The sequence below is a fragment of the Bacillus sp. BD48 genome, from assembly GCF_046566805.1.
GTDB classification, from domain to species: Bacteria; Bacillota; Bacilli; order Bacillales; family Bacillaceae; genus Bacillus; species Bacillus safensis.
The window spans coordinates 262,161-285,471 of the sequence record NZ_JANGFM010000001.1 but is presented as its reverse complement, the minus strand read 5'-3'; the positions used below and the strand labels follow the sequence as shown (position 1 = coordinate 285,471).

Below are 23,311 nucleotides of genomic sequence, written 5' to 3'. Positions count from 1 at the left end.
AATGGCTACTAAGGTATTAATCGTAGATGATGCAGCATTCATGAGAATGATGATCAAGGATATTCTTGTAAAAAACGGATTTGATGTAGTAGGAGAAGCAGAAAACGGCGCTCAAGCAGTTGAAAAATATAAAGAAACATCTCCTGATCTTGTCACAATGGATATCACGATGCCAGAAATGGACGGAATCACAGCACTAAAAGAAATTAAACAAATCGATGCTTCTGCAAAAATCATCATGTGTTCTGCAATGGGGCAGCAGTCAATGGTTATTGACGCGATCCAAGCAGGTGCAAAAGACTTTATCGTGAAGCCCTTCCAGGCAGACCGTGTACTTGAAGCAATTAATAAAACGTTAGGCTAAAAAAGGGTGTAAGATTTGTTGAAAAAACGTTTGATATGTATAGCAATGATCAGTTTTATGCTTTTCTTGACGATGCAGCCTGCCTCACTGTTTGCCGAAACAAAAGATCCTGAGAATGGCACAGTGAATGACTGGCTCAAAGATGAGAAAGAAAGCAAAAAGGATACAGAGAAGAAAACCACTGACAATCAAACGAATCCGGCAGAAGAAGTTCCCTCTTCTTCTGTCTCCATTATGGATTTTGTCAAAATGATTGGTGCCTTACTTTTTGTCATCCTGCTTATTTATGGTTTAGTGAGATTTGTTGGTAAGCAAAACCGCTTACTCAAACCATTTCGCTATGTTGAAAATATCGGCGGAACGACAGTCGGACAAAACCGTTCAGTCCAGCTGATCAAAGTGGGCAAACGAGTATTAGTTGTCGGCGTAGCAGACTCAATCCAGCTGCTAAAAGAAATTGATGATGAACAAGAATGTGAAGCGATCGTGAAACAATATGAAGAAGCGATGGAAAGCAAAACCGATTTACCAAAAATGGTTCAAAAATTCACATCGCAGATAAAGAAACATGATCAGCCGACCACTTCTTCTTTTTCAGCCAATTTAAAGGCGCAGCTAGCCGAATTGAAAAAGACCCAATCAGAAGTCAGAAAGAAAGGCCCGAAACAAAATGAATGAGTTTATCGATTTATTTAATTCCAGCGGTGCAGGAAATATCAGCACATCTGTCCGTCTTCTTTTACTTTTAACTGTATTTTCGGTTGCACCGGGCATTCTCATTTTAATGACGTGTTTTACACGGATTGTGATTGTTCTTTCATTCGTCAGAACATCACTTGCAACCAACTCAATGCCGCCAAACCAAGTGCTTGTTGGACTTGCGTTGTTTCTCACATTTTTTATCATGGCACCCACGTTCTCACAGATTAATAAAGAGGCGCTGACGCCCCTTTTAAATGACGACATCACGTTAAATCAGGCATATGAAAAAGCCGAAGTGCCTATTAAAGAGTTTATGAGTAAACATACAAGACAAAAAGATTTGGCTTTATTTCTTAGCTACGCAAAAATGGATACACCTGAATCGATTAAAGATATTCCTTTAACGGCGATGGTTCCCGCTTTTGCCATTTCAGAATTAAAGACGGCATTTCAAATTGGTTTCATGATCTTTATTCCATTTTTAATTATTGACATGGTGGTCGCAAGTGTTCTGATGTCAATGGGGATGATGATGCTTCCGCCGGTTATGATATCGCTCCCTTTCAAAATCTTGTTATTTGTTTTAGTCGATGGATGGTATTTGATAGTCAAATCTTTGCTGCAAAGCTTTTAGAGTAGGTGCTTAAAACATGAGTTCAGAATTTGTCATTACGATGGCTGAAAGATCAGTGTATGTAGTATTGCTTGTGAGTGGGCCGCTTCTAGCGCTCGCACTCATTGTGGGACTGATTGTCAGTGTGTTTCAGGCGACAACCCAAATTCAAGAACAGACGCTTGCGTTTATTCCTAAGATTGTTGCAGTACTCATTGGACTTGTTGTGTTTGGTCCATGGATGCTTTCAACAATCGTGTCCTTTACGACAGAGCTGTTCTCGAATTTAGATCGATTTGCAGGTTAACCAGCGATGTCAATCATAGAATTATTCCCTGCTTTTCTTTTAGTTTTTATTCGGATCACCGCTTTTTTTGTGACAGTACCGCTTTTAGCGCATAGAACGATCCCGGCTGTACACAGAGTTGGATTCTCGCTGTTTTTAGCTGTCATTAGTTTTAGCACCATAAAAGAACCGCCAGCACTCGACATAGACGGTCTTTATATGATGCTTGCGGTGAAAGAAGCAATGGTCGGACTTCTGCTTGGGCTGATTGCATACATCATGGTGTCCGCTGTTCAAATTGCCGGCTCATTCATTGACTTTCAAATGGGTTTTGCGATTGCCAATATTATTGATCCGCAAACAGGGGCGCAAACGCCGCTGATGGGACAGTTTTTTTATACGGTCACATTGCTGTTGATGCTGGCAACAAACGCACATCACCTGCTGCTTGATGGAATCTATTACAGCTTTCAATACATTGCAGTTGATCAATATGCGCTGAATTTCGGCAGTGAATCCTTTGCTTACTTTATCGCAAAGAGCTTCAATCAAATGTTTATCATAGCCTTTCAAATCTCGGCACCTGTAGTGGCAAGTCTATTTTTAGTCGATTTGGCACTGGGGATTGTGGCACGTACAGTTCCGCAAATGAACGTATTTGTGGTCGGACTTCCTATTAAAATGGGTGTGAGTTTTATTATGATCATCATCTGTATGGGCGTCATCTTCGGTGTTGTCCAAAACACATTTGAAACGATTGTACTCACCATGAGGAATTTCTTAGCATTGGTCGGTGGTTCGTCATGATGACAAGGCTTAGACTAGACTTGCAATTTTTCGCAGGTGAAAAAACAGAAAAAGCAACGCCGAAAAAAAGGCAGGATTCACGTAAAAAAGGACAGGTTGCCAAAAGTACCGACGTCAATACAGCCATCTCATTTCTATTAATCTTTTTATCATTCTTTTTTATTGGGCCTTTTATGAAAGAGCGGATTATCGCGCTCATTGAACGTTTTTATTCAACAACTATGCTAATGAAGGTTAGCACATCTAATATTCATCAATTATTCTTGGAATTGCTTCAGGAAACAGGGCTCCTCCTCATGCCAATCCTTGGTGTTGGTATGCTGGCGGGCATTCTCAGTAACTATTTACAAGTTGGCTTTCTCTTTTCGCCAGAAGTGATCAAACCGAAATTAGAAAAGCTTGACCCAATCAAAGGGTTTAAACGGATATACAGTATTCGAGCCCTCGTAGAGCTATTAAAATCGATTTTGAAAATTGGCTTTGTTGGCTTTGCGACATTTATTGCTCTTTGGATGCACTTTGACGAAATTCTGCGGCTTCCTTTATTAACAGCAGAGGAAACCCTTCATTTCGTCGCAAATATGACCTTAATTATGGGGCTGTATGCTGCTGGTGCTCTTCTGATTTTAGCAGGGCTTGATTATATGTATCAGAAATTTGATTATGAAAAAAACTTGCGGATGTCCAAACAAGACATCAAAGATGAGTATAAAAAATCAGAGGGTGACCCGCTCATAAAATCTAAGATTAAACAGCGTCAGCGGGAAATGGCCATGAGACGAATGATGCAGGAAGTCCCAAAAGCGGACGTCATCATTACAAACCCAACCCACTATGCCATTGCTTTAAAGTATGACGAAGAAAAAATGGACGCGCCCTTTGTTGTCGCAAAAGGAACCGATATTTTGGCTTTGAAAATTAGAACGATTGCGAAAGAGCACGATATCATGACCGTAGAAAACCGGCCGCTCGCTCGTGCACTATATGATCAGGTCGACATCGACCAAGCGGTGCCAGAAGAATACTTTAAGGCCATCGCAGAAATTTTAGCTTACGTCTATAAAACGAAACAAAAGATTTTATGAATTTTTGGTTTTAAAAGGAGAGAACAGGCATGTCAGCAAGAGATTTATCTGTTTTATTCAGTGTTATTTTAATTGTGGCGATGCTGGTCATACCGTTTCCGCCAATGCTATTAAGTATTTTAATCATTATTAATATTTCTCTTGCGCTTATCGTGCTTCTCACCACAATGAACATGCAAGAACCACTGCAATTTTCAATTTTTCCATCATTGCTTTTGCTCTTAACGCTGTTTCGTTTGGGGCTTAACATCTCTACAACACGTTCTATTCTTTCAACAGGAGATGCTGGAAAGGTTGTAGAAACGTTCGGTTCATTTGTTGTTGGAGGAAATATCCTCGTTGGTCTCGTTGTTTTCCTTATCCTGATCATCATTCAGTTTATTGTTATCACAAAAGGGGCAGAGCGTGTATCAGAGGTTGCGGCAAGATTTACACTCGATGCGATGCCAGGTAAACAAATGAGTATTGACGCAGATTTAAATGCAGGTATGCTGACAGAAAGTGAAGCAAGAAATCGCCGTGAAAAAGTAGCGAGAGAAGCAGACTTTTATGGAGCGATGGATGGTGCCAGTAAGTTCGTTAAAGGGGATGCCATCGCAGGTATTATCATCGTTATTATTAATATTATTTTTGGAATCATTATTGGGATGCTTCAGCAAGGAATGTCGATTCAAGAATCAGCTTCCCACTTTACGCTATTAACGGTAGGAGACGGGATTGTTTCACAAATTCCTGCACTTCTCATTTCAACAGCAACAGGGATTGTCGTCACTAGGGCTGCTTCTAATGGGAACCTTGGTTCAGATATCACTGAACAGCTGTTTGCATTCCCTGCTATGCTTTACGTCACAGCAGGCACGATTTTCCTTCTTGGGCTGTTTACGCCTATCGGCATACTTTTGACAGGACCGATCGCAGGTTTACTTGCCCTCGGCGCATACTTGATGTCGAAAAACAAACAAGACCAAGAAGAAATTGAAGAGGTACTGGAGGAACAGGCAGAGGTAGAAGAGATGAAAAGTCCAGAAAGCGTCATTCATCTCCTGCAAATGGATGCCATTGAATTTGAATTTGGCTACGGCCTCATCCCGCTCGCTGATGCAAATCAGGGCGGTGACCTGTTAGACCGAATTGTAATGATCAGAAGGCAGCTTGCCCTCGAACTTGGTCTTGTCATTCCAGTCGTCCGAATCCGGGACAATATCGCACTGAACCCAAATGAATACCGGTTGAAAATTAAAGGGAACGAAGTAGCAAAAGGAGAGCTGCTGCTTGATCACTACTTAGCGATGTCCCCAACGCCTGATGATGATCCGATTGAAGGAATTGAAACAATCGAACCATCCTTTGGTCTGCCGGCTAAATGGATATCAGAAGCAGAAAAAGATCAGGCTGAGATGCTAGGCTATACGGTTGTGGATCCAGCATCTGTTGTGTCTACTCACATTACAGAGAAAATTAGACAAAACACACACGAACTGCTCGGACGCCAAGAAACGAAGCAATTAATCGATCATTTGAAAGAAAGTTATCCTGTCTTAGTGGATGAGGTAACGCCAAATCCACTGGCAGTCGGTGATATTCAAAAAGTACTGGCGAAGCTGCTGAAAGAAAAGGTCTCTATCCGAAACCTTGTCACCATTTTTGAGACGCTTGCAGACTACGGAAAATTAACGACTGATACAGATTTATTAACAGAGTATGTTAGACAGGCGCTGGCAAGACAGATTACCGCACAGTATGCAAGAGAAAATGAATCACTCAAAGTCGTGACATGCTCAGGCCGAGTCGAAAAAGTAATTGCAGACAGCGTTCAGCAGACAGAGCATGGCAACTACTTATCGTTAGATCCAGAATCCTCTGAAAGTGTGATTCAATCAGTGGCGAGAGAAATTGAACAGCTTTCGCTTCGTCAGGAAACGCCGGTTCTATTATGCTCACCTCCTATAAGAATGTACGTTAAGCAGTTGTTAGAAAGATATTTCCCAGACTTACCGGTACTATCTTATAACGAACTAGAAGCGAATGTGGAAGTACAGAGCATCGGAGTGGTGGATATCTAATGAAAATGAAAAAAATCATAGCAAATTCTATGCAGGAGGCAACGATTCAAATTAGGCAGCAGCTTGGGAAAGATGCCGTTATTTTAAATTCCAAAACCGTTGTCAAACGCAAACTGTTCGGTTTAAAGAAGCAGCAAATGGTCGAAGTGATTGCAGTGCTGGATCAAGATTTCGAGGAAAGAGCTGGTAAAGGTTTAAACCCTGCGCCGCCTCTCCCAGTGTTACCAAAAAAGGAGCAAGTTCAAAAGCTGCCCGAAGAGCCTTCCTTTGCTCCCAAGGCGGCGAAACCAGCGCCTTCTCATGCTCAGCCTTTAGAATATGTGAGGAATGAACGGCATGCGGGTATTCTGCCTGATCCTCTTATAGCAATCGATCAAAAGCTAAAGGATCAAGGGCTTGATGATGCTATTCGAGACGAATGCCTGAAGGGTCTTTTAACAAAGGGCGCAGTTAAAGATGATCACATAAATAAAGAGCTTGAACAACTGCTGACAGATATGCTGCCAGCGCAAACCTCTGATGAGCCGATGATTTCGTCAAAATACATTGTACTGTTCGGTTCAACCGGAGCTGGTAAAACGACAACGATTGCAAAGCTTGCCGCTAAAACAGCCATTCAGCAGCAAAAGAAGATTGCTTTTATTACAACCGATACGTACCGTATTGCAGCAATCGAACAGCTGAAAACTTATGCTGAACTGCTGAATGCACCGCTTGAGGTTTGTTATTCGAGAGAGGATTTTGTGAAAGCCCAAGAGACCTTTAAAGAGTATGATCATATTTTCATCGATACAGCAGGCCGTAACTTTAAAGAAGAAGCGTATATCAAAGAGCTGACCGACATTATTCCATTTGATGAGAGCATTCAAAGCTTTCTCGTGATGAGTGCGACATCGAAGTATCAAGACATGAAAGCCATGGTCAAACGTTTTGAACACGTTCCAATCGATCAATTCATTTTTACAAAAGTAGATGAAACGGACACGATGGGAACCATTTTTCAAATCATTGCAGACTCTCAAATCAAACTTGGTTTTTTAACAAATGGCCAAAATGTGCCTGAGGATATTCTTGAAGGCTCTCCTCTTGAACTAACAAGGATGGTTTTACAATCATGAAGCCCGACCAAGCAGAAGGGTTAAGAAAACTAGTTCAGCAGAGTCAAATGATTACACCGGCTCCTCTTAACGTCAGCGGACAGGCAAAAACCATTGCCGTCATGAGCGGTAAAGGCGGGGTTGGTAAATCGAATTTGACCCTGAATATGGCACTGTCTATCGCAAGTACAGGCAAAAGAGTGTTAGTGATTGATCTTGATTTTGGGATGGGGAATATTGATATTTTACTAGGGAAAACATCGACTAGTTCTATATTAGATGTTCTCGTCAGAAAAAAATCCTTCCAAGCAGCCATGACAAAAGGAACGGATAACTTATATTACATTTCTGGCGGAAGCGGACTTGAACAGCTGTTTTCTTTAGATAAAGATCAATGGTCGTTCTTTTTGGAAGAGATGGAAAGAATGATGCAGGGCTTTGATTGTATTTTCTTTGATATGGGTGCCGGCTTGTCGAAAGATCAGCTGCCTTTTGTCTTATCAGCAGGAGAAGTGGTCGTTGTGACTACACCAGAGCCAACATCCATCATGGATGCTTACAGCGCAATTAAACACTTAGCCATTCATCAGTTTGAACGGTCTGTGCAGATCATTGTCAACCGATGTAAAACCCCGTCAGAAGGGTCTGAAACCTACCGGAAATTAGCAGGAGTGGTCACATCTTTTCTTCACAGAAAACTTGTATTTACTGGCGCTGTGCCTGATGATCCTGCGGTTCCTAAAGCAGTATTAGAACAAATTCCATTTTATATGAAGCAGCCTCATTCAAGGCTGAGTAAAACGATTAAGATGCTGGCAGAAACACTATATCATCAGCAGATAAGAGAGGCACGGAGAGAACAGCATACGTTTATAGATAAGTTGTCCTCTTTTTTTAAAAGGAGGAAGGTGGACTCATGATCAGAGTGCTAGTAGTAGATGACTCGGCCTTTATGAGAAAGCTCATTAGTGATTTTCTAAGTGCCGAGCAAGAAATAGAAGTCGTCGGAACGGCGCGAAATGGGGAAGATGCCTTAAAACGGATCAAGGAACTGAATCCAGATGTTGTCACATTAGATGTGGAAATGCCTGTTTTAAATGGAACAGAAGCATTAAAACAAATTCTGGCTGAACACGACCTTGCCGTGATTATGGTGTCAAGCCAGACAAAGCAAGGAAAAGATTTAACCATCCATTGCTTAGAACTCGGTGCTTTCGACTTTGTGACAAAGCCTTCGGGAAGTATTTCTCTCGATTTGCACAAAGTAAGGGGGCAAATTGTAGAGCGGGTACTTGCAGCAGGACTATCAAGGAAACGCACTGAAGAGAAGGTGTCTCCTAAGCCAGTGATCAAGCCGCCAAGTCCAGTGGCTGCACCCCGCCCGCAATCAGTAAAAGGCAGCTCACTCCGAAAGATTATTACTATCGGAACATCTACAGGAGGCCCAAGGGCGCTTCAACGAGTCGTAACGAAGCTGCCTAAGGACATAGAGGCGCCTATATTGATTGTGCAGCATATGCCGGCAGGATTCACGGCATCACTTGCTACTAGGTTAGACCATTTATCCCAAATTACGATTAAAGAAGCACAAGACGGAGACATCGCGAAAAATGGAGTGGCTTACATAGCTCCTGGTGGAATGAATATGTCACTTCATGACCAAGGGGGGGCACTCGTCATTAGGCTGTCCCCTGAAGACACGGAAAGCCGGCACAAACCATCTGTTAACTATTTATTTGAATCCATCAGCAGCATAAAAGGTTACGAGAAAATCGCTGTCATTATGACAGGCATGGGCAGTGACGGTACTGAAGGTGTCAAAAAAATGGTCGCAAGCGGCCATACGAAAGTCATTGCAGAAAAAGAAGAATCATGTGTTGTTTTCGGAATGCCTAAATCAGTCATTAAAGCAGGCCTTGCACATGAAACAAGGCATGTGGATGACATCGCACATGCAATTATAAGCTCCATGAAAAAAGAGAGGGCGTGAACACGTTGGATGTAAACCAATACTTAGATATCTTTTTAGATGAAAGCAGAGAACACTTACAAACTTGTAATGAAAAACTTCTTGATTTAGAAAAGAACCCAACCGACTTGCAGCTAGTGAATGATATATTCAGAGCGGCTCATACATTGAAAGGCATGAGTGCGACGATGGGCTTTGACGATATGGCTCACCTAACGCATCACTTAGAAAACATGTTTGATGCTATCCGTAATGAACAAATGATTGTTACTCCTGAGTCAATGGATACGATGTTCGAAGCACTCGATCATCTTGAAGCAATGGTTCAATCGATTGCAGAAGGCGGAGACGGGAAACGTGATGTCACAGAGATTAGTAAAAAGCTAGATGTGACAGGAAGCCATGCTGAGGCAGCTTCTAGCGTTGAAACAGCGGATGCATCAGCTGCTAATGACTTAGATTATAACGAATTTGAACGAACGGTTCTTGATGAAGCGAGAGAGCAAGGCTTCAAATGCTATGAACTCAACGTGACATTAAGCGAAGCGTGCTTACTAAAAGCCGTTCGTGTCTATATGATTTTTGAAAGACTAAATGAAGCAGGCGAGGTTGTCAAAACCGTTCCAAATGCAGAACTATTAGAATCAGAAGATTTCGAATCTGAATTCAGCATTTCTTATCTTTCTAAACAGCCGATGGACGAAGTGCAGAAAATCGTCACATCAATCTCAGAAGTTGAGAAGGTTGAAATCTCTGAAGTCTCCGCATTTGAAGAAGCAGCTCCAGTTGAAACACAAGAGGCGCAGCCTGAACAGAAAAAAGAAGAAGTATCCGTTCCTGCTGCGAAAGCGCCAGCAAATGATGCGCCAAAAGCAAATGGCAATAACGGTGCAGCTGCAGGCGGAACAAAAACAATTCGTGTCAACATCGACCGTCTAGATTCTCTTATGAACCTATTTGAAGAACTTGTGATTGATAGAGGCCGTTTAGAACAGATTGCCAAAGAACTAGAAAATAACGAACTCACAGACACAGTCGAAAGAATGACACGTATTTCAGGAGACCTGCAATCAATCATCCTGAACATGAGAATGGTCCCTGTGGAAACTGTGTTTAACAGATTCCCGCGTATGATTCGTCAATTGACGAAAGAGCTTAATAAGAAAATTGAACTTATTATTGAGGGTGCTGAGACAGAGCTTGATCGAACAGTGATCGATGAGATTGGAGATCCTCTCTTGCACTTACTTAGAAACAGTCTAGATCACGGGATTGAATCACCAGAAGAACGTGTGAAAAAAGGCAAGCCGGAAAAAGGTACGGTTCTATTAAAAGCGTATCATAGCGGAAATCATGTCTTCATTGAAGTAGAAGATGATGGAGGCGGTATTAACCGTAAAAAGGTGCTTGAAAAAGCGTTAGAGCGCGGTGTTATTACAGAAAGAGAAGCAGAAACGCTTGAAGATCATCAAATTGATTCATTGATCTTTGCAGCAGGATTCTCTACAGCTGATACGATTTCTGACATCTCAGGCCGTGGTGTAGGTCTTGACGTTGTGAAAAACAAGCTGGAATCACTAGGCGGATCTGTGAGCATTAACTCAACAGAAGGACAGGGCTCACTATTCTCAATCCAGCTTCCGCTTACATTATCGATTATTTCCGTTCTTCTTGTAAAACTAGAAGAGGAAACATTTGCGATTCCGATTTCTTCTATTATTGAAACGGCTGTCATTAAGAAAAGTGACATCCTTCAAACGCATGATCGTGAAGTGATTGACTTCCGCGGATTTATCGTACCGGTCGTGTACTTGAAGAAACAATTCCACGTACCAAATGCGAATGAATTAGAGGAAGAACTGCACATCATTGTTGTTCGTAAAGGAGACAAGCTGACAGCATTTGTGGTCGATTCATTTATTGGTCAGCAAGAGGTTGTATTAAAATCACTAGGAGATTATCTGCCAAACGTATTTGCGATATCCGGCGCAACCATCCTAGGTGACGGTCAAGTTGCACTCATCGTTGACTGTAATGCACTGATCAAGTAAAAAACAATAGAGGAGCGGTCTGAAATGAGTACAGATATCAAAACTGGCGAAAAGATGATTGTGTTTATCGTAAACAAAAAAGAATACGCCATTTCAGTATCAGAAGTAAAGTCCATTGAAAAATGGCAGCAGCCGACAAGAGTTCCTGGCGTTGCCCCTTATATATGCGGTGTTATTAATTTACGCGGTGTCGTGACGCCTGTCATTGACCTGAGAGTCAGACTTGGTTCCACTGATAACGAGATTACAGATGAAACAAGAATGATCATTGTACAAGTTGGCGACATTGAAGTCGGCTGGATTGTTGATGAAGCAAATGATGTGATTACCGTCCATCAGGAAGAAGTAGAATCTTCTCCTGAATCAGCTGAAAAAGAAGGACAGTCATGGGTGACAGGTATCATTAAGCATGATCAGCGTCTTTTCAATATCATTCATGCCGGTGCTGTCCTCGATAAGAGCGTTCAAGGTACACCTGTTCATTAAGGGGGATGTGAAATGAGCATTTTCAACGAAATTAAAGATGAACAGCTAGATATTTTAGGAGAGGTTGGGAATATCGGGGCAGGCCACGCAGCGTCTGCTCTTGCCAACCTATTGGATCGCAAAATAGATATGGCTGTTCCTTTTGTCAAGGTTCTCTCGTTTGAAGATTTAATGGAATTCTTTGGCGGTGCAGATCTTCCCGTTGCAAGTATTTTCCTGCGAATGGAAGGGGATTTATCCGGTTCAATCTTTTTCATTATGCCGTTTGAGCAAGCGGAGCAATTTGTAAGAGAGCTTGTCCAGGACCCGGCATTTGATATTGATACGATTCATGAACATGAGATGGGAACGTCAGCACTTCATGAGCTGGGAAATATTTTAGCGGGCTCTTATTTATCAGCCCTTGCCGATTTAACAAAATTGCAGCTTTACCCAAGTGTTCCAGATGTCACGCTCGATATGTTCGGGGCTGTCATTAGTGAAGGGTTAATGCAATTCAGTCCTCTTGGCGATCAGGCTATTGTGATTGATACATCTATTTTTGATGATCAAAATAAGCAAGAGCTGAAAGGAAATATGTTTCTACTACCAGACTTTGAATCGTTTGAAAAACTATTCAAAGCATTAGGTAACCTATAATGAACGTGCAAATTCCGGCAGTTGTAAAGGTTGGTATTGCAGATGTTCAGCTTGTCAAAACACCGGACCGCATTCGGACATCCGGTCTTGGTTCTTGCGTAGGGCTTGTCTTGTTTGATCAAGAGAAAAAGCTGGCAGGTCTTGTCCATGTTATGCTTCCAGACTCCTCTCTTTCAAAAGGGGCGGTGGAGAACTTGGCTAAATATGCAGATACAGGTGTCAAGCATACAATTGATCTGCTCCTAAAAGCAGGCGCACGCAAACATGCGCTAAAGGCAAAACTTGCTGGCGGGGCGGAAATGTTTAAGTTTAAGTCAACCAATGATCTTATGAGAATTGGACCGAGAAACGTTTCAGCTGTGAAAGAACATCTGTCTCTTCATCATATCCCGATTATTAGTGAGGATACAGGCGGAAACAATGGCCGTACGATTGAATTCGATCCGCTTACGGCAGAGCTTGAGATCCGCACAGTGAAGCAAGGCATTATGAAGATATAACTAAGGAAGTATAGGGGGATAAAGATGCAATCCTTAAATTACGAAGATCAGGCGCTATGGGCTAGATGGAAAGAGTGGAAAGACCCAGCTGCTGGAGATGATCTTATGCGCCGCTATATGCCGCTTGTCACATATCATGTTGGAAGAATTTCCATCGGTCTCCCGAAGTCAGTGCATAAAGAAGACTTGATCAGTCTAGGGATGCTCGGTTTATATGATGCCCTTGAAAAATTTGATCCCGGAAGAGATCTGAAGTTTGATACATATGCATCCTTCAGAATCCGCGGGGCCATCATCGACGGTCTTCGTAAAGAGGACTGGCTGCCTCGTACATCAAGAGAAAAAACAAAAAAAGTAGAAGCGGCTATTGAAAAGCTTGAACAGCGTTATTTGCGTAATGTGACGCCAACAGAGGTGGCTGAGGAACTCGGCATGAGTGAACAGGATGTCGTCACAACGATGAATGAAGGATTCTTTGCAAATCTGCTCTCAATCGATGAGAAGCTGCATGATCAAGAAGACGGAGAAAACGTTCAAGTCATGATTCGCGATGAGAAGTCTGTGACTCCTGAAGAGAAAATGCTGAAAGATGAATTAATTGAACAGCTTTCTGAAAAAATCACAGAGCTTTCAGAAAAAGAAAAGCTCGTGATCAGTCTTTTCTATAAAGAAGAACTGACATTAACGGAAATCGGTCAAGTGCTTAATTTATCTACCTCGCGCATTTCGCAAATTCATTCAAAGGCCTTGTTCAAGCTTAAGCATCTGCTTGATAAAGCCATTCAATCTTAAAGAGTTAGTGAGTGAAAATATATGTTATGGCTGATTAGCTTTATGCTTCATGCTGCACTTATTTATTTTGTGATCATTTTATATACGAGAATGAATTCGCTGAAGGCAACAGAACAAAAGCAGCGAGAACTTCTAGAAGAAACGGAAAATACCCTGGCTGCCTTTTTGATGGAAGTCAAAGAAGAGAATGACAAACTATCAAAAGTGGCAGCCGCTTCCCCTGATTTTTCTGCTGAAGAGCTGAAATCGGATCTTCAGACACCAAAGCAGCCACAACCACCAATTGAATCCCAGCAATCGGTCGAAAGTGAAGATCCCGTACCAGAGCACCTGTCGGCTCTCCTTAGCGAAGTTGAGGTGCAGGAAGAGAAGGTAAATGAACCCGTTCCAGAACTTGAAACAGAGGCTTCTCTGCCTTCTAAAAGTGAAATAGAAGAAACATTCGAAGACCAAGTGAAGACCTTATATGAAGAAGGGCGATCACTAGAAGAAATAGCGAAAGAAATGAAAACTGGCAAGACAGAAATCGAGCTTTTATTAAAATTTAGCGGAAAGCTGTAAAGGATTCTTGATTGTCAGTCCATCATGTGTTATATTATTTCTTGGTGTTAAATACACACGCTTAATGATTCGTATGAAGGTGCTGCCGTGGCGCAGTTTTATGTGAACATGACTTAAGCGGAGGAAAAAAAACCATTATATTAGGAGGCAACAAAATGTCAGTTATTTCTATGAAACAATTGCTAGAAGCTGGTGTTCACTTCGGTCACCAAACTCGCCGTTGGAACCCAAAAATGAAGCGTTACATCTTTACAGAGCGTAACGGTATCTACATCATCGACCTTCAAAAAACGGTGAAAAAAGTAGAAGAAGCTTACAACTTCACGAAAAACCTTGCTGCTGACGGAGGAAAAATCCTTTTCGTTGGTACGAAAAAGCAAGCACAAGATTCAGTGAAAGAAGAAGCAATCCGTTCTGGTATGTTCTATGTGAACCAACGCTGGCTTGGTGGAACTTTAACAAACTTTGAAACAATCCAAAAACGTATTAAACGTTTAAAAGATATTGAAAAAATGCAAGAAAACGGTACGTTCGAAGTTCTTCCTAAGAAAGAAGTCGTTCAACTGAAAAAAGAATTAGAGCGTCTTGAAAAATTCCTAGGCGGAATCAAAGACATGAAAGGTCTTCCGGATGCACTTTTCATTATCGACCCTCGTAAAGAGCGTATTGCAGTTGCAGAAGCTCGTAAATTGAATATCCCAATCATCGGTATCGTTGACACAAACTGTGATCCAGACGAAATTGATGTTGTGATCCCTGCAAACGATGATGCAATCCGTGCTGTAAAACTTCTAACTGCTAAAATGGCAGATGCGATTCTTGAGTCTAAACAAGGCGAAGAAGAAGCTGTTGTAGAAGAAACGACAGAAACTGAAACAACAACTGCGTAACCTATTCAAAAGGTGATAAGAGGGAAATGCCTTTTATCACCTTTTTTTCACCTAGTAATCCGTGTTTAACATAGAAGGAGGAAATGTAAAATGGCAATTACTGCTCAATTAGTTAAAGAACTGCGTCAAAAAACTGGTGCAGGTATGATGGACTGTAAAAAAGCGTTAACAGAAACTGATGGTGACATCGAGAAAGCAATCGACCTTCTAAGAGAAAAAGGAATCGCAAAAGCTGCGAAAAAAGCAGACCGTATTGCGGCAGAAGGATTAACTCTTATCAAAACTGACGGCAACACAGGCGTAATCCTAGAAGTGAACTCTGAGACTGATTTCGTTGCGAAAAACGAAGGATTCCAAGCACTTCTTAACGAACTTGCTGATCATTTGCTTGCTGCTAAACCTGCAACAATTGAAGAAGCTCATGCTTCTAAAATGGAAAACGGTTCTACAGTTGAAGAGCATATCACATCTGCAATTGCGAAAATCGGAGAGAAAATCACTCTACGCCGTTTCTCTGTCATCACGAAAGAAGATAATGCTGCATTCGGTTCTTACCTGCACATGGGCGGACGTATCGGTGTGTTGGCTGTTCTTAACGGAACAACTGACGAAGAGCTTGCAAGAGACATCGCAATGCACGTTGCAGCTGTAAACCCTAAATACATTTCTCGTGACCAAGTGTCAGAAGAAGAAGCAAACCGTGAGCGTGAAGTATTAACACAGCAAGCGCTTCAAGAAGGAAAGCCTGAAAACATCGTAGCTAAAATGGTAGAAGGCCGTCTAAACAAATTCTTCGAAGAAATTTGCTTACTTGACCAAGCGTTCGTTAAAAACCCAGATGAAAAAGTGAAACAAGTTGTAGCAGCGAAAAACGCAACTGTTCAAACTTATGTTCGCTATGAAGTGGGCGAAGGTATTGAAAAGCGTCAAGACAACTTTGCTGAAGAAGTTATGAGCCAAGTGAAAAAATAATGTTTGAAAAGCTCTCTGGGGCTTTTTTAGGGAGCACAAGCACTGTGTTCCCTATTTTTTAGAGGATATTGATTTACAAAAGGCAGTTTCTTACGCATAATAAGAGACGGTATAGTATACACTTGGAGGTTATCATGAGCAAACCGAAATATAATCGCATTGTACTGAAGCTAAGTGGCGAAGCACTAGCGGGTGATGCTGGAAATGGAATTAACCCAACTGTCATTCAATCCATTGCAAAGCAAGTAAAAGAAATTGCAGAGCTTGATGTTGAAGTTGCAGTCGTTGTAGGCGGAGGAAACCTTTGGCGCGGGAAGACAGGCAGTGATCTAGGAATGGACCGTGCAACAGCAGACTACATGGGGATGCTGGCAACAGTGATGAACTCACTGGCGTTACAGGACAGTCTAGAAACACTTGGCATTCAGTCTAGAGTGCAAACCTCTATTGAAATGAGACAGGTTGCAGAGCCATACATAAGAAGAAAAGCGATCCGTCATCTTGAAAAGAAACGTGTCGTCATTTTTGCTGCTGGAACAGGGAACCCTTATTTCTCTACAGATACTACGGCAGCACTTCGAGCAGCAGAAATAGAAGCAGATGTCATTTTAATGGCGAAAAATAATGTAGATGGTGTCTACAGTGCTGATCCTCGTACAGATGCGGATGCAGTAAAATATGATAAGCTTTCATATCTTGATGTACTTAAAGAAGGGCTTGCTGTAATGGATTCTACTGCGTCCTCATTATGTATGGACAATGACATTCCATTAATCGTATTCTCCATTATGGAAGAAGGAAATATTAAACGTGCCGTAAACGGCGAATCAATCGGAACGATCGTGAGGGGGAAATAACGTGTCAAAAGAAGTGTTGAACCAAACGAAAGAAAAAATGGAAAAAGCCGTACAAGCATACGGACGTGAGCTTGCAACTGTTCGTGCAGGCCGTGCAAATGCTTCACTGCTTGATAAAGTGACAGTTGATTATTACGGTGCACAAACACCTCTTAATCAAATTGCGTCAATCACAGTGCCAGAAGCACGTATGCTGATTATCACACCTTACGATAAAACAGCAATCGGTGATATCGAAAAAGCGATCCAAAAGTCTGATCTTGGCATCACGCCAACAAGTGACGGAAATGTGATCCGCATTGCGATTCCTGCGCTGACAGAAGAAAGACGTAAAGAGCTTGTGAAAGTAGTAAAAAAATACTCAGAAGAAGCAAAAGTGGCTGTTCGTAACGTGCGTCGTGATGCAAACGATGATTTGAAAAAGCTTGAGAAAAATGGGGAGATCACTGAAGATGAATTAAGATCATCAACAGAGGATGTTCAAAAATTGACAGATGAATATGTCGCTAAAATTGATGACGTGACGAAAGATAAAGAAAAAGAAATCATGGAAGTTTAAGAAAAAACTATGTACAATAGATAATAGTGAAAAGACCCTCTTCATGTTTACAGGGGGTTTTTTTGTTAATACTGTTGATGACTATATTTTAGCGGGAACGCAACCTTTTTGGGTGATGGAGGAATCTCATGCTCAATATACTCAAAAATTGGAAGAATCAGCAAACAGCAGCTTCCAACTTAGAAAGCCTGACAAAAGAAGACATATTAAATGGAGAAATTCCTGAACATATCGCCATTATCATGGATGGGAACGGAAGATGGGCGAAAAAACGTGCTCTTCCACGGGTAGCAGGTCATCATGAAGGAATGAAAGTCGTCAAGCGCATGACAAAGCTTGCAAATGAGCTGAATGTCAAAGTGCTGACTTTGTATGCTTTCTCTACGGAAAATTGGAAACGTCCAAAACTAGAAGTAGACTTTTTAATGAAACTTCCTGAGGAATTTTTAAACATCTACCTGCCTGAACTCATCGAAGAAAATGTCCGTGTGCGTTTAACAGGTGATCCAGACGGCCTCCCGCAGCATACGAAAAAAGCGGTAGAGAACGCAGTAAAGAGTACGGCGAACAACGACGGACTCATTTTAAACTTTGCGCTCAACTATGGAGGGCGCACAGAAATCGTCTCCGCATGCAGACAAATTTCTGAAAAGGTCAAAGAAGGTAAGCTTCAAGCAGAAGACATCACAGAAGAGATGTTTTCAGCTTATTTAATGACAGAATCTCTTCAAGATCCGGATTTGCTCATTCGCACGAGTGGAGAAATTAGATTAAGCAACTTTATGCTTTGGCAAATTGCGTACAGCGAGTTTGTCTTTACGGATGTGCTTTGGCCTGACTTTTCTGATGAGCACCTTATAGGCGCTATTGGAGAGTACCAGCGCCGCGGCCGGAGGTTCGGTGGAATTTAGAGGGTGGTGCAGATGAAACAAAGAATTTTGACGGGTGTTTTGGCAGCTGCAGTCTTTTTGCTTGCTGTTATATATGGACAGATGCCATTTACCCTGCTGATTTATTTAATGGGAAGTGTCGCTCTCTTTGAGCTTTTAAGAATGAAAAAGATCTCGATTTTCAGCTTTCCTGGTATTGTCAGCTTAATATTGCTTTGGCTTTTAATGGGCGGAGACAACAGCTTCTTCCCAAACGTAGACGCATCAAAAATGCAGATTGCTTTATTTGCAGTCTTAATACTTTTAACTTATACAGTTTTGAGCAAAAACTCTTTCACATTCGATGAGGTTGCTTTTGTTGTATTAGCCACATTATATATTGGCGTTAGTTTCTATTATTTTATCCAAATTAGAGGCTTATATGGCATGAGTGCCATCTTCTTCGCAGCAGTGATTATTTGGTCTACTGACTCAGGAGCCTACTTTATTGGGAAATCTATGGGGAAACGAAAGCTTTGGCCAGAAATCAGCCCAAACAAAACAGTAGAAGGATTTATCGGCGGAATCGTCACAGCGGTCGTGTTGTCACTTGTGTTTCAGGCGGTTACAGGATTTTTGCCATCATATCTGCTTGTGATGTTTATTACTCTTTTACTCAGTATCTTTGGACAGCTTGGCGACCTTGTGGAATCTGCTTTAAAGCGTCATTATCACGTGAAGGATTCAGGGACAATTCTCCCTGGCCATGGCGGGATTTTGGACAGGTTTGACAGCTTTTTATTCGTTCTGCCGTTTTTATACTTACTGCTCGCAACGTTTGCCAGCTAACCTCATAGAAACTTATTGAACGAGAGAAGGAGTGGCAATTTGAAATATATTTCGCTATTAGGCGCAACAGGATCAATTGGAGAACAAACGTTAGATGTGATCAGGCAGCACCCGGACAAGTTTCAGCTGAAAGCCATGACATTTGGCAGGAATATAGCAAAGGCGATTCCGATCATTGAGCGTTTTCAGCCTGAACTCGTCGGCTGTGTAGACGAAGAAACCTATCACACACTAAAGAATCATTCATTTGCATACGATGTGAAGCTGGCTGCTGGTGATGAAGCCAACATCGAGGCAGCGACCTATGATGCAGTGGACGTTGTGGTCAATGCACTTGTAGGAAGTGTTGGACTTGTTCCAACATTAAAGGCCATTGAACAAAAAAAGACAATTGCACTCGCAAATAAGGAAACACTTGTGACAGCTGGTCATATAGTAAAAGAGTACGCCAAAACATATGGTGTACCTTTACTTCCTGTCGATAGTGAGCATTCCGCTATTTTTCAATGCCTGCAAGGTGAACAAGCTAAAAACATTGAACGCTTAATCGTGACAGCTTCAGGTGGTAGTTTCCGAGATAAAAAACGAACTGAACTCGAAGGTGTTACGGTTGAAGAAGCGCTAAACCATCCGAACTGGTCGATGGGAGCGAAAATCACCATTGATTCAGCAACGATGATGAATAAAGGGCTCGAGGTGATCGAGGCGCATTGGTTGTTTGATATCCCTTATGAACAAATTGATGTGCTGCTACATAAAGAGAGCATTATCCATTCGATGGTCGAATTTCACGACAAAAGCGTCATGGCTCAGTTAGGGACACCTGACATGAGAGTACCTATTCAATATGCACTCACATACCCTGACAGGGCGCCGTTACAAGAAGCGAAATCATTGAACCTTTGGGAGATTGGACAATTGAATTTCCAAAAAGCGGATTTTGACAGGTATCGCTGCTTACATTTTGCTTATGAATCAGGTAAAATAGGAGGGACAATGCCTGCTGTACTTAATGCAGCAAATGAAATGGCAGTCGATGCATTTCTAAAAGGCAAAGTAACGTTCCTGCAAATTGAAGAATTGATTGAAAAGGCACTAATTAGACATCATGTGATTTCAACGCCTAGTTTGCAAGATATCCATGAAGTGGACAAAGATACACGAGACTTTGTTCAATCAATCCTCACATAAGGTGGTATGTTCGTGAATACAGTGATTGCGTTTATTATTATTTTTGGAACGCTCGTTTTTTTCCACGAGCTTGGCCATTTAATTATGGCGCAGCGCGCGGGGATTTTATGCCGCGAGTTCGCAATTGGTTTTGGGCCGAAGATTTTCTCCTTTAAACGAAAAGAAACCGTTTATACCATTAGACTTCTTCCTATTGGCGGATTTGTTAAAATGGCTGGAGAAGACCCTGAAGTCATAGAAATTAAACCAGGTCATACAGTGGGGCTCTTATTCAATGAGCAAAATGAAGTAGAAAAAATCATTTTAAATGATAAAGAAAAATATCCTGATGCACTTGTCATCGAAGTTGAGCAGATTGATTTAGATCATGCCATGAGAATCTCAGGATATGAAGCTGGAAATGAAGATATTCTGACTGGCTATAATGTTAGTCAAACAAGTTTCTATATTGCAGATGGTGAAGAGATTCAAATCGCACCATACAATCGTCAATTCGGTTCAAAAACGGTATGGCAGCGAATTAAAGCCATCGCAGCTGGACCGATCATGAACTTTATTCTAGCGTATGTGATTTTGGTTGCTTTAGGCTTTATTCAAGGGGTAACCGTTGATGATCCTGTACTCGGTAAGCTCACAAAAGACGGCCGGGCCGCGGAAGCTGGACTCATGCAGGGAGATCACATCGTGTCCATTAATGGCGAGAAAATGAATTCTTGGACAGACGTCGTTCAAACAGTTCAAAAGAACCCTGAGAAAAAAATGAATGTCGTCATTGACCGAGACGGCAAAGAAAGCACTGTTCAGGTTGTACCAGAGGCTGTGAAAGCGGACGGAAAAAGCATTGGCCGTTTCGGATCTTATCCGCCAACGGAAAATGGATTCTTGAAAGTCATTTCCTCTTCAGGAACAACTGTCATTTCAACGGCAGGTCTGATCTTAACGAACTTGCAAAAAATTGTCACAGGACAATTTTCACTAGATATGTTAGCAGGTCCTGTTGGAATTTATGACATGACAGGAGAAGTAGCCAAACAAGGTGTGTTAACATTAATGCAGTTTGCGGCGTTCCTCAGTATCAACCTAGGCATCGTGAATTTATTACCGATTCCAGCACTAGACGGAGGACGTTTACTATTCTTATTTGTTGAAGCCATTCGCGGTAAACCAATTAATCGTGAGAAAGAAGCACTTGTTGTCTTTATCGGTGTTGCTTTCCTCATGCTGTTAATGTTAGTGGTAACGTGGAATGACATTCAGCGGTTATTTTTATAAAAACCATTCTCTCTTGTTTCTCATTCCGGGAAACAAGAGTTTTTGTGAGAAGTCCTATTTCATAAATGAGGTGTAACGACATGAGACAATCCCTGACTTTCATTCCAACTCTTCGAGAGGTGCCGGCAGATGCTGAGGCAAAAAGTCATCAACTCTTAGTAAGAGCTGGATTTATTAGACAAAATACAAGTGGAATCTATCATTATCTGCCGCTTGCGCATAAAGTCATTCAGCATATTCAATCCATCGTTCGCAAGGAAATGGAAAAGGCAGGCGCAGCTGAGCTTTTAATGCCAGTGCTGCAGCAGGCAGAAATGTGGCAAGAGTCAGGAAGATGGTATACATACGGTCCAGAACTGATGCGTATGAAGGATCGCCATGGCCGCGAATTTGCACTTGGCCCAACCCACGAAGAAGTGATCACATCACTAGTACGCAGCGAAGTGAAATCGTATAAGAAGCTTCCTTTAACTCTATATCAAATCCAATCAAAATTCCGTGATGAACAGAGACCACGCTTTGGACTGCTGCGCGGACGTGAATTTATTATGAAGGATGCATACTCATTCCATTCTTCACCAGAAAGCCTTGATGAAACATATAGCAAAATGTTTACGGCTTACTCTAATGTGTTCTCAAAAGTGGGTCTCAATTTTAGACCAGTCATTGCAGATTCAGGGGCAATGGGCGGAAAAGATACGCATGAGTTCATGGCGCTCTCAGAAGTCGGAGAGGATACCATCGCTTATTCTGATACTTCCTCATATGCCGCGAATATCGAAATGGCGGAGGCTGTATATCACGGAGAAGAAGCAAATCCTGCGGACTTCAAAGAACTTGAAAAAGTCCACACGCCGCAAGTGAAAACCATTCAAGATGTGGCTGGATTTTTAGAAGTTGACCCTAGTGCTTGCATTAAATCTGTTTTGTTTAAAGCAGATGATGCGTATGTTCTGATCCTAACTAGAGGCGATCATGAAGTAAATGATGTGAAAGTGAAAAACTTGGTAGGAGCACAGCTTGTCGAGCTTGCTTCACGCGAAGAAGTGCTAGAAGTCATTGGAACTGAGCCAGGATTTGTTGGACCTGTTAAACTGGAAGCAGAAGTCGATATTTATGCGGACCTTGCTGTTAAGGGAATGACAAATGCAGTCGCTGGTGCAAACGAAGCGGATTATCACTATGTCAATGTCAATCCTGCACGTGATGTGTCAGTGAAAGAATTCACAGACCTTCGCTTGATTCAAGAAGGAGACATTTCTCCAGATGGAGAAGGCACTATCCAGTTTGCAAAAGGAATTGAAGTAGGACAAGTCTTTAAACTGGGCACTCGTTATTCTGAGTCAATGGATGCAACGTACCTCGATGAGAATGGTCGTGCGCAGCCAATGATTATGGGCTGCTATGGCATCGGCATCTCTAGAACTCTTTCAGCGATTGTTGAACAGCATCACGATGAGAAAGGAATCATTTGGCCGGAAACAGTGGCGCCATATGACCTTCACCTCCTTGCATTAAATATGAAAAACGATGCGCAAAAAGAACTGGCTGAAACATTGTACGAGCGATTAGAAGATGAAGGCTTCGACGTACTGTTCGATGACCGCCAGGAGCGTGCAGGAGTAAAATTTGCAGACAGTGATTTAATTGGACTGCCAATCCGCATTAGCTGCGGAAAACGTTCAGAAGAAGGTATTGTTGAAGTGAAGTTTAGAAAATCAGGTGAATCACATGAAGTATCTGTTGATGAGCTGATTTCGTTTATACGCCAAGCATAAAACGAACAAAAAAATGAAGGTACCTCCTGTAGAAAAGAGGTACCTTTCTGATTGACAAA

Annotated in this window: 25 protein-coding genes; all 25 read left to right on the top strand. The window is 41.9% G+C overall.

The genetic code is table 11. The annotated features are described in order from the left end of the window. Position 1: 1 nt before the first annotated feature. Complete coding sequence (cheY, locus tag ACLGGR_RS01415; protein WP_007499584.1) at positions 2-364, top strand: chemotaxis protein CheY; 363 nt, start codon at positions 2-4, stop codon at positions 362-364. 18 nt (positions 365-382) lie between these two features. After that, positions 383-1,042 (top strand): flagella biosynthesis regulatory protein FliZ, encoded by a 660-nt coding sequence (gene fliZ, locus ACLGGR_RS01410; protein ID WP_251215456.1) that lies wholly within the window; start codon positions 383-385, stop codon positions 1,040-1,042. After that, positions 1,035-1,700: a flagellar type III secretion system pore protein FliP gene (gene fliP / locus ACLGGR_RS01405; RefSeq protein WP_008354479.1), complete on the top strand. Its 666-nt coding sequence runs from the start codon at positions 1,035-1,037 to the stop codon at positions 1,698-1,700. The genes fliZ and fliP overlap by 8 nt, the downstream gene beginning before the upstream one ends. Before the next feature lie 16 nt (positions 1,701-1,716). Continuing rightward, positions 1,717-1,986: a flagellar biosynthesis protein FliQ gene (gene fliQ / locus ACLGGR_RS01400; RefSeq protein WP_003211206.1), complete on the top strand. Its 270-nt coding sequence runs from the start codon at positions 1,717-1,719 to the stop codon at positions 1,984-1,986. Positions 1,987-1,992: 6 nt separating this feature from the next. Further along, the gene (gene fliR / locus ACLGGR_RS01395) at positions 1,993-2,772 is read left to right on the top strand and encodes a flagellar biosynthetic protein FliR (RefSeq protein WP_024426982.1); all 780 of its coding nucleotides are present in this window, start codon (positions 1,993-1,995) and stop codon (positions 2,770-2,772) included. After that, the gene (gene flhB, locus ACLGGR_RS01390) at positions 2,769-3,857 is read left to right on the top strand and encodes a flagellar biosynthesis protein FlhB (RefSeq protein WP_142944793.1); all 1,089 of its coding nucleotides are present in this window, start codon (positions 2,769-2,771) and stop codon (positions 3,855-3,857) included. Before fliR ends, flhB begins: the two co-directional genes overlap by 4 nt. Before the next feature lie 29 nt (positions 3,858-3,886). Further along, positions 3,887-5,920: a flagellar biosynthesis protein FlhA gene (gene flhA / locus ACLGGR_RS01385; RefSeq protein ID WP_251215455.1), complete on the top strand. Its 2,034-nt coding sequence runs from the start codon at positions 3,887-3,889 to the stop codon at positions 5,918-5,920. Next, entirely contained in the window at positions 5,920-7,038 is a 1,119-nt protein-coding gene (flhF, locus tag ACLGGR_RS01380) for a flagellar biosynthesis GTPase FlhF (RefSeq protein ID WP_410972371.1), read from the top strand. The genes flhA and flhF overlap by 1 nt, the downstream gene beginning before the upstream one ends. Continuing rightward, positions 7,032-7,937, top strand: coding sequence for a MinD/ParA family protein (locus ACLGGR_RS01375; RefSeq protein WP_410972610.1), 906 nt, complete (start codon positions 7,032-7,034; stop codon positions 7,935-7,937). The genes flhF and ACLGGR_RS01375 overlap by 7 nt, the downstream gene beginning before the upstream one ends. Next, a complete protein-coding gene (locus tag ACLGGR_RS01370; RefSeq protein WP_410972370.1) occupies positions 7,934-9,007 on the top strand; it encodes a protein-glutamate methylesterase/protein-glutamine glutaminase in 1,074 nt (357 codons plus the stop codon). The genes ACLGGR_RS01375 and ACLGGR_RS01370 overlap by 4 nt, the downstream gene beginning before the upstream one ends. A 5-nt stretch (positions 9,008-9,012) precedes the next feature. Then, entirely contained in the window at positions 9,013-11,037 is a 2,025-nt protein-coding gene (locus ACLGGR_RS01365; protein ID WP_410972369.1) for a chemotaxis protein CheW, read from the top strand. Between the two features lie 24 nt (positions 11,038-11,061). After that, complete coding sequence (locus ACLGGR_RS01360; RefSeq protein WP_410972368.1) at positions 11,062-11,523, top strand: chemotaxis protein CheW; 462 nt, start codon at positions 11,062-11,064, stop codon at positions 11,521-11,523. Between the two features lie 12 nt (positions 11,524-11,535). Then, positions 11,536-12,162: a chemotaxis protein CheC gene (locus ACLGGR_RS01355; RefSeq protein WP_142944798.1), complete on the top strand. Its 627-nt coding sequence runs from the start codon at positions 11,536-11,538 to the stop codon at positions 12,160-12,162. Then, positions 12,162-12,662, top strand: coding sequence for a chemotaxis protein CheD (locus tag ACLGGR_RS01350; RefSeq protein ID WP_048239726.1), 501 nt, complete (start codon positions 12,162-12,164; stop codon positions 12,660-12,662). Before ACLGGR_RS01355 ends, ACLGGR_RS01350 begins: the two co-directional genes overlap by 1 nt. A gap of 24 nt (positions 12,663-12,686) precedes the next feature. After that, positions 12,687-13,454, top strand: coding sequence for a FliA/WhiG family RNA polymerase sigma factor (locus ACLGGR_RS01345; protein ID WP_024424154.1), 768 nt, complete (start codon positions 12,687-12,689; stop codon positions 13,452-13,454). 21 nt (positions 13,455-13,475) lie between these two features. Next, the gene (locus tag ACLGGR_RS01340) at positions 13,476-14,015 is read left to right on the top strand and encodes a Swarming motility protein SwrB (RefSeq protein WP_323646859.1); all 540 of its coding nucleotides are present in this window, start codon (positions 13,476-13,478) and stop codon (positions 14,013-14,015) included. A 155-nt stretch (positions 14,016-14,170) separates the two neighbouring features. Further along, the gene (gene rpsB, locus ACLGGR_RS01335) at positions 14,171-14,905 is read left to right on the top strand and encodes a 30S ribosomal protein S2 (RefSeq protein ID WP_007499561.1); all 735 of its coding nucleotides are present in this window, start codon (positions 14,171-14,173) and stop codon (positions 14,903-14,905) included. A gap of 90 nt (positions 14,906-14,995) precedes the next feature. After that, a complete protein-coding gene (gene tsf / locus ACLGGR_RS01330) occupies positions 14,996-15,877 on the top strand; it encodes a translation elongation factor Ts (protein ID WP_034281801.1) in 882 nt (293 codons plus the stop codon). Positions 15,878-16,011: 134 nt separating this feature from the next. Further along, positions 16,012-16,734 carry a UMP kinase gene (gene pyrH, locus ACLGGR_RS01325; protein ID WP_008344767.1) on the top strand — a complete coding sequence of 241 codons (723 nt, stop codon included), beginning with the start codon at positions 16,012-16,014 and terminating at the stop codon, positions 16,732-16,734. Position 16,735: 1 nt separating this feature from the next. Then, the gene (gene frr, locus ACLGGR_RS01320) at positions 16,736-17,293 is read left to right on the top strand and encodes a ribosome recycling factor (protein ID WP_024424150.1); all 558 of its coding nucleotides are present in this window, start codon (positions 16,736-16,738) and stop codon (positions 17,291-17,293) included. A 128-nt stretch (positions 17,294-17,421) separates the two neighbouring features. Next, positions 17,422-18,204 carry an undecaprenyl pyrophosphate synthase gene (uppS, locus tag ACLGGR_RS01315; RefSeq protein WP_142944801.1) on the top strand — a complete coding sequence of 261 codons (783 nt, stop codon included), beginning with the start codon at positions 17,422-17,424 and terminating at the stop codon, positions 18,202-18,204. Positions 18,205-18,216: 12 nt separating this feature from the next. Beyond that, positions 18,217-19,011: a phosphatidate cytidylyltransferase gene (locus tag ACLGGR_RS01310; protein WP_024424148.1), complete on the top strand. Its 795-nt coding sequence runs from the start codon at positions 18,217-18,219 to the stop codon at positions 19,009-19,011. Positions 19,012-19,050: 39 nt separating this feature from the next. Further along, positions 19,051-20,202, top strand: a complete 1,152-nt coding sequence (dxr, locus tag ACLGGR_RS01305; protein ID WP_251215450.1) for a 1-deoxy-D-xylulose-5-phosphate reductoisomerase — start codon at positions 19,051-19,053, stop codon at positions 20,200-20,202. 6 nt (positions 20,203-20,208) lie between these two features. Further along, positions 20,209-21,474, top strand: a complete 1,266-nt coding sequence (gene rseP / locus ACLGGR_RS01300) for an RIP metalloprotease RseP (RefSeq protein WP_087975441.1) — start codon at positions 20,209-20,211, stop codon at positions 21,472-21,474. An 80-nt stretch (positions 21,475-21,554) separates the two neighbouring features. Next, on the top strand, positions 21,555-23,252 hold the full coding sequence (locus ACLGGR_RS01295; RefSeq protein WP_410972367.1) for a proline--tRNA ligase: 1,698 nt from the start codon (positions 21,555-21,557) through the stop codon (positions 23,250-23,252). Positions 23,253-23,311 lie beyond the last annotated feature (59 nt).

Excerpts from the sequence above, each read along its gene's own strand:
- ACLGGR_RS01355 (WP_142944798.1), top strand. The coding sequence starts at position 11,536 with ATGAGCATTTTCAACGAAATTAAAGATGAACAGCTAGATATTTTAGGA.
- tsf (WP_034281801.1), top strand. The coding sequence starts at position 14,996 with ATGGCAATTACTGCTCAATTAGTTAAAGAACTGCGTCAAAAAACTGGT.
- flhB (WP_142944793.1), top strand. The coding sequence starts at position 2,769 with ATGATGACAAGGCTTAGACTAGACTTGCAATTTTTCGCAGGTGAAAAA.
- fliR (WP_024426982.1), top strand. The coding sequence starts at position 1,993 with ATGTCAATCATAGAATTATTCCCTGCTTTTCTTTTAGTTTTTATTCGG.
- ACLGGR_RS01340 (WP_323646859.1), top strand. The coding sequence starts at position 13,476 with ATGTTATGGCTGATTAGCTTTATGCTTCATGCTGCACTTATTTATTTT.
- ACLGGR_RS01350 (WP_048239726.1), top strand. The coding sequence starts at position 12,162 with ATGAACGTGCAAATTCCGGCAGTTGTAAAGGTTGGTATTGCAGATGTT.
- ACLGGR_RS01360 (WP_410972368.1), top strand. The coding sequence starts at position 11,062 with ATGAGTACAGATATCAAAACTGGCGAAAAGATGATTGTGTTTATCGTA.
- cheY (WP_007499584.1), top strand. The coding sequence starts at position 2 with ATGGCTACTAAGGTATTAATCGTAGATGATGCAGCATTCATGAGAATG.
- rseP (WP_087975441.1), top strand. The coding sequence starts at position 20,209 with ATGTTCGTGAATACAGTGATTGCGTTTATTATTATTTTTGGAACGCTC.
- ACLGGR_RS01370 (WP_410972370.1), top strand. The coding sequence starts at position 7,934 with ATGATCAGAGTGCTAGTAGTAGATGACTCGGCCTTTATGAGAAAGCTC.
- ACLGGR_RS01310 (WP_024424148.1), top strand. The coding sequence starts at position 18,217 with ATGAAACAAAGAATTTTGACGGGTGTTTTGGCAGCTGCAGTCTTTTTG.
- fliQ (WP_003211206.1), top strand. The coding sequence starts at position 1,717 with ATGAGTTCAGAATTTGTCATTACGATGGCTGAAAGATCAGTGTATGTA.
- rpsB (WP_007499561.1), top strand. The coding sequence starts at position 14,171 with ATGTCAGTTATTTCTATGAAACAATTGCTAGAAGCTGGTGTTCACTTC.
- flhF (WP_410972371.1), top strand. The coding sequence starts at position 5,920 with ATGAAAATGAAAAAAATCATAGCAAATTCTATGCAGGAGGCAACGATT.
- pyrH (WP_008344767.1), top strand. The coding sequence starts at position 16,012 with ATGAGCAAACCGAAATATAATCGCATTGTACTGAAGCTAAGTGGCGAA.
- ACLGGR_RS01295 (WP_410972367.1), top strand. The coding sequence starts at position 21,555 with ATGAGACAATCCCTGACTTTCATTCCAACTCTTCGAGAGGTGCCGGCA.
- flhA (WP_251215455.1), top strand. The coding sequence starts at position 3,887 with ATGTCAGCAAGAGATTTATCTGTTTTATTCAGTGTTATTTTAATTGTG.
- ACLGGR_RS01345 (WP_024424154.1), top strand. The coding sequence starts at position 12,687 with ATGCAATCCTTAAATTACGAAGATCAGGCGCTATGGGCTAGATGGAAA.
- uppS (WP_142944801.1), top strand. The coding sequence starts at position 17,422 with ATGCTCAATATACTCAAAAATTGGAAGAATCAGCAAACAGCAGCTTCC.
- fliP (WP_008354479.1), top strand. The coding sequence starts at position 1,035 with ATGAATGAGTTTATCGATTTATTTAATTCCAGCGGTGCAGGAAATATC.